We start from the raw sequence: 12,717 nt of genomic DNA on the forward strand, positions 1-12,717 counted from the left end.
GCCTGAAGTTGTGCTAGACTGGCCCCGCATTTGCCCGGGATCGCGTCGGCGATCCGCCGTTGAGCTCGTTGCCCGGAGTACGTCGGACGTGTGGTATGATAAAATCGACATAGGCCGAATTACACGGTGGCAGCCGCTACAAACTGGCCCCTGGTCGCAATGGGTTGAGTGATTTGACCGCCCGCTTGCTCCATAAGGACTTATGAATGTCTTCCTGTCACCGTAATTCGGTTTCGTTCCTGTTTCCGCTTCAGGCAGCGCGACGTCTCGCCTGGGCGTTGGTCTGGGGCGCGCTGGCCTCGCCGGCCCTGGCGTTCTCGCTATCGGCGGGACTGCTCCCCGCGATCGCCCTGGCCTCTGGCGAGGAAAAAGCCACCACCGGCGTGGCGTCGCCCGCGCCCGCCGTCACCTTCGCGGGCATTTCTCCCGCCAATTCCACGCCGCCCGACAGCCACGGCGCCGTCGGCCCCAACCACGTTATGACCCAGATCAATGGGCAGTCCGTGATCCGCGATCGCGCCGGCAACCTGCTGAGCAGCGTGGGCCTCACAAGCTTCTGGTCGAGCCTCGGCGTCAGCGATGTCTTCGATCCCAAGGTGCTCTACGACGTCCACAGCAACCGCTTCATCGCCGTGGCCTGCGCGCAGCGCCGCTCCTCCGCCTCGGGCATGCTCTTCGGCGTATCCGCCACCGGCGACCCCACCGGAGCCTGGCATCTCTGGCTGCTCGACGCCGACCCCGCCAACGTAAACTGGGTTGACTTCCCGAGCATCGGGTTGACCGCCAACCGGATCACGTTCACCGGCAATTTGTTCAGCGTCTCCGGGGACCAGTTCGGCGGCGTCAACATCTGGACCATCGATAAGGCGAGCGCCCTCGACGGCGGCGGCATCACCATGCAGCTGATGAAGGTGACCAACGCGGGCGGCACCCTCGTCCCCGCCTACACGCACGACGCGGCCCAGTCCACGCAATACATCGTTCGCACAGGCACCTCTAACCTCTTCGGCACGGGGCGCCTACAGGTCTACCAGATCACCGGAAGCATTGGCTCGCTCACATTCAGCCAGATCCCATTCGCCTCCATCGGCCCCCCGTGGAGCATTTCGCTGCCCAACGCCAAGCAGCTCGGAACCACCGCGACCATCGAGACCAACGACGACCGCCTGATGAACGCGGTTGTGCGCAATGGACGCCTCTGGACAACGCACACCATCGGCTTCAACACCACCACGCGCGACCACACCGCCGTGCAATGGTGGGAAATCAGCCCGGCCGACGGCAGCGTCATTCAGACCGGCCTTATCGAAGATGTGGACGCCTCCGGCGTTTTCAATCCTTCCACGGGCAGGTTTTACTATTTCCCATCCGTGGCCGTGAACAGCGCCAACGATGTGCTCATCGGCTTCACCGGTTCCGGCGCGCTGGAGTACCCCTCCTGCTACTACGCCTTCCGGCCCAGCACGGCGGCCCCCGGCCTCTTCAACGACCCGTTCAAGTACAAGGCGGGCCTGGGGACCTACAGCGGCCCCCGGTGGGGCGACTACAGCCGGGCCGTCGTCGATCCGGTGGACGACACCTCCTTCTGGACCGTGCAGCAATACACCATCGGCGGAAACCAAACCGCAAACTTCTGGGCAAAAGTCGGCACGGCGGGAAGCGGCGGCGGCGACACCACCCCCCCGTCGGTAAGCGGAGCCACCGCGACATCGAGCACCGCCGTGCGGATTACCTTCAGCGAGGCCATGCAGAACAACGCCGCACTGGTCAATCCGGCGAATTACACGTTTAACGGCGGGCTTACGGCGTCCGCGGTAACGCGCCTGAACACCACCCAGGTGTCCGTCAGCGTCAATGAAATGCGAAACGGACAGAACTACACCGCCACCGTCAGCACCAGCGGGCCGTCGGACAGCGCCGGGAACACGGTCAGCGGCTCCGCAAACACCGCCGCCTTTACCGGTATCGGCGTGGCGCCAACCGCGACCATCACCCTTTCCAATCCTAATCCAACCAACCTCGACACCGTCGCCTTCGGCGTGGCGTTCAGCGAAAGTGTGGGCACAACCTTCACCGCCGCCGACGTTTCGGCCTCCGGCACCCTCGCCTCCGGAGCCGCCATCGCCGTCACCGGCGGCCCCATAAACTTCTCCGTACAAGTCACGCCGAGCAACCCCGCGGCGAACGGCACGCTGGGCATCAACATCGGCACCGGCATCACCGACCTGGCCGGCAATACCTTCGCCGGGGCCTCGTCGCCCGCCAGCTACACCCTGGACAATACGCCGCCCACCATCGGCGTAAACACGCTGGTAACGAGAGATTCCCGACCGCCGCTCACCGGAACGGTAAACGATACGGCGGCGCAGATCCGTATCGACGTCGGCGGCCAGAACAATCTCGTCGCCACCAACAATGGCAACGGCACGTGGACCCTTCCCGACAACGCCATTAACCCCGCACTGGCCGACGGCCTGTACAATGTCGTCGCCCGCGCCACCGACACCGCCGGTAACACCGGAACCGACACCACCACCGGCGAGTTGAGGATCGACACCGTTCCGCCCGCCGTTACGGTCAATACCCTCGTGACGGCCAACAATCGCCCCCAGCTGAGCGGCACGGTAAGCGAGACCGGAGCCGTTGTTACCGTCACCGTCAGCGGCCAGACCAACATGGCCACGAACAACGGCAACGGAACCTGGACCCTCCCCGCTAACGTGTTGACGGCGCTCCCAGATAATGTCTACTCCGTCACCGCCACCGCCACCGACGCCGCCGGAAATACGGGTACGGACCCCACCAGCAACGAACTTACCATCGATACGACCGGCCCCACCGTCACCGTGAACACGCTGGCGACCAGAAACACGCGCCCCGCGCTCTCCGGCACAATCAACGACAACACCGCAACCGTCTCCGTGGCCGTCGGCGGGCAGACCCGCAGCGCCACGAACAATGGCAATGGCACGTGGACCCTCCCCGCGGGCGCCATCAATCCCGGACTCGCCGACGGGACATACAACGTCGTTGTCACCGGAACCGACATTGTCGGCAATACCGGCACGGACAACACATCCGGCGAGCTCAGAATTGACACCACGCTGAACGTTACCGTCAATTCGCTCACCACCAGCGATACCACGCCCCCCCTGTCGGGGACCATCGACGACAACACGGCGACGCTCACCGTCACCGTCAACGGAAATACCTACCCGGGCACAAACAACGGCAACGGCACGTGGACCCTCCCGGACAACACCATCAGCCCGCCCCTCGCCAACGGCACGTACGACGTGGCCGTGTCGGCTATTGACTCCCTCGGAAACACCGCGACGGATGCAACAACCAACGAATTGATCATCGACGCGACCGCGCCCGTTATCACGGTGAACAGCCTTATTACCTCGGACAATCGCCCGCCACTCAGCGGGACGGTCAGCACCCCGGCCGCGGTCATTACCGTCGATGTGGGCGGCCAGACCGGACTTCCCGCAATCAACAACGGGAACGGAACCTGGACCCTCCCGGACAACACCATCAACCCGGGCCTCGCGGACGGCGTATACAACGTCGTCGCGCGCGCCACCGCCGGGGGAACCGGCACCGACAACACCACCAACGAACTGACCATCGATACCATCGCGCCTGTCACGTCGGTCAACAGCCGCGTGACGAACAATCAACGACCCGCCTTGAGTGGCTCCGTAAACGAGCCGGGCGCGGCCATCACCATCAACGTGGGCGGGCAAACCGGCCTCCCCGCGACGAACAGTGGGTCCGGAGCGTGGTCCCTGGCGGCCGGCGTCATCAATCCTCCCCTTGCCCAGGGTACCTACGCCGTCACCGTAAACGCCACGGATCCGGCCGGCAACACCAACAATAACACCGTGGCCGGCGCCCTGGTAATCGACCTCACCGCGCCCGTCATTACCGTCGCGCCGCTCGTTACCCGAGACACCACGCCGCCGCTCACCGGAACCATCAATGACAACGCCGCCACCATCCGGATCGATGTCGCGGGCCAAACCAATCTGGCCGCCATCAATCACGGCAATGGCGCGTGGACCCTTCCGGACAACACCCTGGCCCCCCTGGCCGAGGGGACCTACAGCGTCACGGCGCGCGCCACCGACCAGGCCGGCAATGTGGGTACGGATAGCTCCAGCAACGAGCTGACAATCGACATCACGCCCCCCGCCGTTACGGTGACCCCGCTGGCCACGGCAAACAACCGCCCGGCGCTCGCGGGCACGGTGGACGACCCGGCCGCCTCCATATCGATTTCCGTCGCGGGCCAGACGCACGCCGCGACGAACAACGGCGACGGAACCTGGACCCTCCCGGCCAATATCCTTTCCGCGCTCGCCGACGGCGAGTACAACGTGGTCGCCACCGCCACAGACCTCCTGGGCAACGCCGCGGACGACAATACCACCAACGAACTCCGGATCGATACCACGCCGCCGGCCGTTACCGTTGCGCCGCTTCTGACCTCGCTGGCCTCGCCCGGCCTCGGCGGATCCGTGGACGATATATTCGCCCAGGTGACCGTGACCGTGAACGGACAGACCCGCAATGCCGCGAACCTCGGCAACGGTACCTGGGCGCTCGCATCCGGGCAGCTCGACCCGCTCGCAAGCGGCGTGTATGACGTCGCCGTCACCGCGGCCGATCTTGTCGGCAACACGGCCAGCGATACAACCCAGGACGAATTGACCGTCGATCTCGATCCGCCCGTTATTACAGTGGACCAACTCATTACGAACGATCCAAGCCCGCCCCTGTCCGGTACGATCGACGACCCCGAAGCCACTATCATGATCACCGTCGAGGGGCAGACACTCCCCGCTGCGAACGTGGGCGACGGCACGTGGACCATCGCGGACAATGCCCTCGCGCCGCTACCGGATGGAGCCTACAATGTCCTCGCCGTGGCCACGGACGCCGCCGGTAACGTCGGCGCCGATCCAACCCTCGCGGACGACCTCTTCATCGTAACCGACGCGCCCGAAATCTCCGTGATACCGCTTGTAACAAGCGACACGACCCCACAAATCAACGGCTACGTGAGCCAGGTAAACTCCTCCATCTCCGTAACCATCGCCGGCCAGACCCACAATGCGATCAACAACGGCGACGGCACCTGGACGCTGCCCGACAACACCCTGGCGCCGCTGCCCGAGGGCCTGTACGATGTCGAGGCCCTCGTAACCGACCTCCTCGGCAACTCCCGCGTGGACGCCACCGACGCCGAACTGACCATCGATCTGAACGCCCCCGCGATCACCGTCAACCCGCTCACCTCACGCAGCCGGACCCCCGCCCTGAGCGGAACGGTAAGCGACCCCGCCGCCCCCGTTCGGATTACCGTCGCCGGCCAGACTCACGGCGCCGCCAACAACGGTGACGGCACGTGGGCGCTCCCCGCAAACACCCTCGCGCCGCTTGCCGACGGGGTCTACGACGTAATCGCCGTCGCCGAGGGATCCGTGAGCGCCACGGACGCCACCGTCAACGAACTCGTGATCGACACCGTGGGGCCATCGCTGGTCATTAGCGGGCCGAACGTCCCCGAAACGCAGGTCGGGCCCGTCAGCTTCAACCTGCACTATGGCCCCGACGCGCAGGTCGGCCTGCTGCTGAGCCATGTCAGCACCTTCTCGCTACTCGACCAGAATGTCACCGTCTTCACGCCCGGCGAGGGCAACGTCCAGAAGACCTTCCCCATTTCTACCGCGACCGCAAGCGGCGTCGTCAGCATTTCCGGAACCGGAGACGCCGTACGCACGGTTACGGTCTCCGAACTTACCGGCGACGGCTATCTCGGCGTGGCGGTCATCGGAGGCAGCGCCGTGGATGCCGCCGGCAATCCCGCTCCAAGCGCCATCTCCACGGATTTGGTCCGCGTGGACAACACCGCTCCGCGCGTCCAGAGCGCCAGCGTGGCCAACCTGGGCATCCTGACCATCACCTTTGACGAGCCCATGGGCGAAAGCGCGCTCGACCCGTCAAACTACACCATCTCCGGCTCGGGACAGGGCTCCCTCGCGCCCCAACCCGACCTCGTCGTCCAGATGTCCCCGGTCAGATACCGGTTGGTGTGGAGCATCGGATCGTCCGTAAACGGCGGAGAAATCACCATCACCGTCCTCAATGCAACCGACACGGTGGGCAATCTGATTGGCGCGCAAAACACCGCGACTGTCCTGGTGGAAGGCGTTGGCGTGGCGCCGGAAGTAACCGGCGTCGAAGTGCTCGGGGCGCGATCCGTCGCCGTGCGTTTCAGCGAACCGATCGACGTCGGCGCGCTGCAAGCGGCCAACTACACGTTAAGCGGCTCTGGCCGTGGCACACTGGCCGAAAATCCCACCAGCGTTTCCGCGCTTCCCGTGAGCGACCCGGAAAACCCCGAGGTGACCTTCCCCGAGAATCGAAACGGATATCGCCTCACGTGGAGCGCCGGTGAAATGCGCCAGGGCGGCGATATCACCATAACGGTCGCCAACGTCCTCGACGGAAGCGGCGATGCCGTCGGCGCACAAAACAGCGGAACCGACCCCGGCGCGGGCATCGGCATCGCGCCAACGGTAAGCGCTTTGAGCGTCCCCACCGGCCTGTCCGTCCTCGTGGAATTCAGCGAGCCCATGGGCGGCGGCGCGCTGGATGCGGCCAACTACGCGATCAGCGGGGAGGGCCGCGGAACGCTCGCACTGAATCCGGACTCCGTGTCTCTCGACGGGCCCGGCCGCTATCTCCTCGCCTGGAACGCGGGCGAAATGGTAAACGGGCGCGATATCACCGTCACCGCCGCAAACGTCCTGGACGAAGCCGGCAACCTGCTCGGCATGCCCGACAGCGCCACCGCCGCGCGCGCCGGGCGCGATGGCCTCATCGCCATTTCCATTCCCGCCCGCCTCGACGCGACGCTGTACGAGGACGGCGCGGGCGCTATCGCCAGCGGCGCGGGCGCTTCCCTGCTGGCTGGCCGAAACGCCGATGGCGAAATTCGCCGCGCCCTGATTCACTTCGATGTCGCCGGCAATATTCCCGCCGGCTCCATCGTGCAGGCGGCGGAACTGACGCTGCACAGCGATGGATCCGCCGGTGACGCGAACAGCCGCACCGTGGATCTGCTGCTTGCGGCGGCATCCTGGTCGGAAGGCGATTCGGATGCCGGCGATGACTTCCTGACCGGCGCCCCCGCCGCCCCCGGAGACGCCACCTGGATTCACCGCGAGTTCGACACTGCGGCCTGGGCAAATCCCGGCGGCGATTTCGCCCCCGGCCCGCGTGCAACCCTCGCCGTGGCCGGCGCGGGCGCGTGGACTTGGGAGTCTCCCGAGATGCTCGCCGATGTACAACAATGGCTGGACGATCCCGACGCCAATTTCGGATGGCTGCTTCGCGGCGATGAGAGCGTTCCCGGAACCGTCAAGCACTTCTTCAGCGATGAACACGGCGAATTGGCCCAGCGCCCCGCGCTCGACATCATCTATTCGCTGAATGGCGGCCCGGGCGGGCCCGTGCTCGGAACCATCGGCGATCAGGACGTTGACGAGGGCGATACGCTCGCGCTCGACCTCACCGCCGTTGACACCGGCGATAACCCGCTCGCGATTACCGCCGTGCTGGCCAGCCTGCCCGCCGGCCACAACGCCACGCTCGAAGACCGGGGGGACGGTACGGCCGCCTTCACCTGGACGCCGGCATTCGTCGATTCGGGAACCTACGTGGTCACCTTCATTGCGACCCAGCAGGGCGTTGCGGATCCCCTGAGCGCCTCCGAGACCATCGTTATAAACGTGCGCGAATTCAACCAGCCCCCCGTCTTCGAAGACCCCGGTGTGCAGTTCGCAACCGAAGGCAGTCTGTTTACCTTCGACCCCGTCCTGAACGATGGGGACGCCGGTGACACGCATTCCTATTCCCTGGTTGTCTCCAAGGGTGACGCCGAAGTCGACCCCGCAACCGGGCGTCTCACCTGGACCCCGGGATTCAGTGACGCCGGCGACCATACCATACGGATCCGCGCCGTGGACAGCGGAATACCGCCTCGCGACGCCCTCCTCGAACTGCAAATTAACGTGGTGGACGCAAACGGGCCGCCGGCCATCGCCCCCATTGGCGATCAGGTCGTCGTCGAACGCGAAACCCTGTCCTTCCTCGTCCAGGCGACCGATCCGGACCTCGCCGACACCCTCGCGTTCGCCCTCGAAGGGGCGCGGGCCGGAAGTAGTATTGACCCCGTGTCCGGGGTGTTCACCTGGACGCCCACGATCATTGATGCCGGCGAATATGACGTCACCTTCGTGGTCACCGACAACGGCGATCCCGCCTTGAGCGCGCGCCAGACCATCCGGATCACCGTCCTCGACGCCAACCAGCAGCCCACGGATATCCGCCTCACGCCATCGAACATTGCCGAGAATCAGCCCGCCGGAACCGTCGTCGGCGTGCTTACGACCGTCGACCCCGATGTCGCCGACCAGCACACCTACACATTTGCCGAAGGGCCGGGCGACAGCGGAAACCAGCATTTCGTAATCCAGGGCAATGAGCTCAGGTCGGCTACATCGTTCAACTTCGAGGCGCAATCCAGCTACAGCATTCGCATACGGACCTTCGATGGCAAAGATGGGGCCTTCACGCGCGCCCTTACCGTGAGCATCACCAATGCCAACGACCCCCCGGAGGCCATCTTGCTTTCGAACACGACCGTCGATGAAAACGTCCCGCCCGGGACCGTGGTCGGCGCCCTCCGCACCATCGACGAAGACCGGTCCAATGTGCATCTCTACAGTCTCGTGGCAGGCGAAGGCGACACCGACAACTCGCTCTTCGCCATCAGCGGCGACAACCTCGTCACCGCCGGGCCCATCGATTTCGAGACAAAGAGCAGCCTCAGCGTTCGAATTCGCAGCACCGACCCGGCCGGAGCCTTTGTCGAAGCCGTCTTCACCATCGCCGTGAACGATCTCAACGATACGCCGGAAAGTATCAGCCTGAGCAACGCGACCGTCCTGGAGAATCAGCCCGCCGGCACACTGGTCGGCGAGTTCATGGCGGGCGATGCCGACGGCGATTCCCACACCTACACGCTGGTTTCCGGAGAGGGCGCCGCCGACAACGACCGCTTCCAGATCGAGGGCAACGAGCTCTTGACCGCCGTCCCGCTGGACTTCGAGCGGGCCCGCTTCCGGAGCATCCGGGTTCGCGCCAGCGACGGCCGGAACGTGAGCTTCGAGATGGTCTTCGAGATCGAGGTCCTGGATGCGAACGATCCCCCCACCGACATCGTACTCAGCGCCTCCGCGATCCTGGGCAACGTGCCCGCCGGCACAAAGATCGCCGATATCCGGACCATCGACCAGGACCTGGATGACGCCCATGTCTACAGCCTTGTCGCCGGAGAAGGCGGGCAGAACAACAGCCGTTTCCAGATTGATGGAAGTGCGCTCGTCGCGCGCCAACGCGTAAACTTCGATTCAAATGCCCAGTTCAACATCCGGATCCGCACCACGGATCGCGGCGGAGCCACATTCGAGAAGCCCTTCATACTCACAAACGATGACGTCGACGGCGACGGCCTTTCCGATGCCTGGGAACTGGCCAACTTCGGCAATCTGGCGGCCGGCCCCGAGGAAGACGCCGATGGCGACGGCCTGACCAACGCGCAAGAGTTCGAATTCGGCACGGATCCGCTCAATCCCGATACCGACGGCGACGGATTCTCGGACGCCGAGGAAATAGCGCTCGGAACCGACCCCCTGGATCCAAACGATGCGCCCGCATCGCTGCGCGTAACCCCGCAATCGGCCTCGGCGCCGCGCTCCGGCGGCACGGTAACCCTGCGCGTCGAAAACCGGGGCAAGGCCGGAATGAACTGGCGGGCGGTCCCCGTCGCGGGGGACTTCATCGAGATTCTTTCCGGGTCCAGTGGCGTCGATCGCGGCGAAATTCGCGTCTCGGTCGCCCCCAACGCCGCGCCAACCGCGCGCGCCGCGGCGGTTCGTGTCTCCGCGCCCGGTACCGCGGGCAGCCCGCTGGAGGTCGAGATCGTTCAGGATCCCTGCGTGGCGCCTCCCGCGCCTACCGGCGTCCGCGCAACCAACGGAACCGTTCCCGGCCTCGTGCGAATCACGTGGAGCCCCGTACCCGACGCCGAGCGCTACATGATCTATCGCGGCCTCGAAAACGATCCGGCTCGCGCCGTTCTCCTCGCCACGGTGACCGGCTCCGCCTATACCGACCGGAACGCCCCGGCCCTCCGGGACAAACAGGCCGGAGGAGACGCCGGTTGCGCCCTGCTGCCCGAGCCCGAGCCCGCCGCCAGCGCATACCTCTACTGGGTGCGCGCATCCAGCGCCTGCGGGACCAGCGCCTTCAGCGTCCCCGATGACGGCTTCCCCGGCCCGGGCGCTCCACCGGCGCGCGAAATCTTCGAGCCCGTGCTTCCAACCTTCGAAACCGAAGATCGGACCCTCACCGCGCGCGAAGACTCCGTGCTGGCAATCCGGTTGCGCCGGGACACCGCGATCGATCCCGCCTCCATCCAGGGGCTCGTCGAGTTTGCCGGCGGTTCCAGCGACAGCGTCGCCTGGCAGGCGATCGATGCCGCCGGACTCCGGGATGGCTGGGCCGTGTACCGCCCGGAACCCGGCCAGTTCACGCCGGGAGACAGCGTGACATTCACCGTCGTCGCGTCCACCGTCGCCGGCGAGGCGATCGGGCCCCTCAGCTACAGCTTCGATATCGAGACCGAAGCCGAGTTCCTGGGCAGGATCGCGGCCAGCGCGGAACCGCTCTACCAGCCCGGCTACACCGAGTTCGATGCGAGCGCGCTCGATCTCGCGCGCGAAGACAACAGCCAGGTCAACGTCTATACCGCCGCGCCGGATGGCCTCCCAAGCGCCCCCCCCGGCGCGATCGGCCCCGTATACGCCATCGTGCCCGATGAGCTCTACCAGAGGCCCCAGCGCGTGTGGATTCCGCTCGAAGGCGATCTGCAAGCCACCGACGTCTCCGTACAGTACTACTTCGCGGACAAGTCCGGCGAGGCGAGCGGTTGGCAACCCGCGGGCGCCATCCGCGGATGGACCGTCCCGGACACCTTTGTAGCGCTGGAACTGGACGGCGTCCGCTATGTCGGCTTCGTCGTGCGGCACGGCGGCCTGATCCAGATCAGCACCGCCGCCCTCCGCTCCATGAAGCCCGCCCAGGCCGCCATGCTTCCGCTCGAGGATTTGGTGCGGTCGCACGGAGGAAACGGAATCGTTATCCTCGGATTGCTCGGAGCCCTCTGCCTGCACGCCATGCGCCGGCGGCGATACATCGCCCCCTGACGGGTTGCGGACGGAATTCGGATCGCCGCGCCGGTACCCGCCGGCGCGGCGGAGGCTTGCCCAGATGATAGAGTTCAAGTGCCCCCACTGCGGGAAAGCACTGCACCTGCGCGACGAGTACGCCGGGCGGGATGGCTGGTGCCGCGTCTGCCGGAAGATGGTCATCGTGCCCGGCTCCGGCGAAGTCGCCCGCGTGGAGGACCTCCCGCCCGAAATCGGCTACCCCCGCCTCCAGCGCCTCCTGCAATACGCCGCGGGCAAGGCCGAGGACGCGCGCGCCCTTCGCCTCGACTGGGATCGAGAAAAGCGCCGCCTCGAAGATATCGAAGCCGAAATGAAACATGCGCGCGACGCCCTGGCGGCGGAAGTCCGGCGAGCCGAGACGATGCGCGCCCAACTGGACGCCCTCCAGCGCGATCGAGACGCCCTGCAGCACGATTACGACGCCCTGCAGCGCGATCGCGATGACGCCGTCGCGCGCGCCAAAGATCTCGAATCGGCGCTGCGCGAGCGCTCGGAAAACGTCGCCAGCGGCGATCCGGGCGCCGAAACGCTCCAGCGCGAACTGGACCGCGAGCGGCAGGCCCGGGAGGAGGCGGAAGCGCGCCTGGACGAGAGGGACCGGCGGATCGGCGATCAGGATGCCGCGATCCAGCGGCTCGAATCATTCGAAAACGAGGCCCGCCTCAAACGCGTCGAACTGGAATCCGCGCTGGACGCGTCGCGCGCCGCCCTCGAACTTGCGGACGCGGATCGCGCGCGCCTCCTCCGCGAAATTGCCGATCTCGAAGCCGCCGCCGGCGAGCAGGCGGATCAGCTGCGCCAGGAAGTGGCCGCCTTGGAAGTCGCCCTCGCCGCAGCCCGCGCCGCCCTCTCCGAGGACGAACAAGCCCAGCGGAAGCGCGTCGCCGACCGCGACGCAACCATCGCCATGCTGCGCGCGGAGCTCGGGGAGACCCGCGCCGCGGCCGCCGCCGATCGCGAAACCCGCTCCGGTTATGCGGCCGATCTTGAAGCCGAAATCATGAACCTGAATGAAATCCTCGCCGGCCGCGGGACCGATGATCGCGAGGCCGAAGCCCTCCGAAAACGGATCGCCGATCAGAACGCGGAATTGGACCAGCTCCGCGCCAGGGTGAGCGAATTGGAACTACAGGCCACGGATTGGGCCGACGCCCTTGAACCCGGCGGCGCGGAAGTGGATGTCATCCTGCTGGATCCCGATTCCCCGCCCGCCTTTCAAAGCGCCCCGGAAGACCCCGCTCCCGGCGCCCCCACGGCAGCCGACCCGCGCCGCGCGCGCGAACAAAAGGACATGATGGAGGCCCTTTCGGATTTCCTGAACAAGTAGGTTACAATAGGAAGTGCGCGC

General features: G+C 66.0%; 2 protein-coding genes. Both read left to right on the top strand.

Annotated features, from left to right (window positions below):
• Nucleotides 1-206: 206 nt before the first annotated feature.
• Nucleotides 207-11,345, top strand: a complete 11,139-nt coding sequence (locus KF886_06665; GenBank protein MBX3177021.1) for a hypothetical protein — start codon at nt 207-209, stop codon at nt 11,343-11,345.
• 64 nt (nt 11,346-11,409) lie between these two features.
• A complete protein-coding gene (locus KF886_06670) occupies nt 11,410-12,696 on the top strand; it encodes a hypothetical protein (protein ID MBX3177022.1) in 1,287 nt (428 codons plus the stop codon).
• Nucleotides 12,697-12,717 lie beyond the last annotated feature (21 nt).

It is taken from the genome of Candidatus Hydrogenedentota bacterium, from assembly GCA_019637335.1.
GTDB lineage: Bacteria > Hydrogenedentota > Hydrogenedentia > Hydrogenedentales > JAEUWI01 > JAEUWI01.

What these genes read in the sequence shown, in the direction of transcription:
- KF886_06670 (MBX3177022.1), top strand. Translation starts at nt 11,410, where the DNA reads ATGATAGAGTTCAAGTGCCCCCACTGCGGGAAAGCACTGCACCTGCGC.
- KF886_06665 (MBX3177021.1), top strand. Translation starts at nt 207, where the DNA reads ATGTCTTCCTGTCACCGTAATTCGGTTTCGTTCCTGTTTCCGCTTCAG.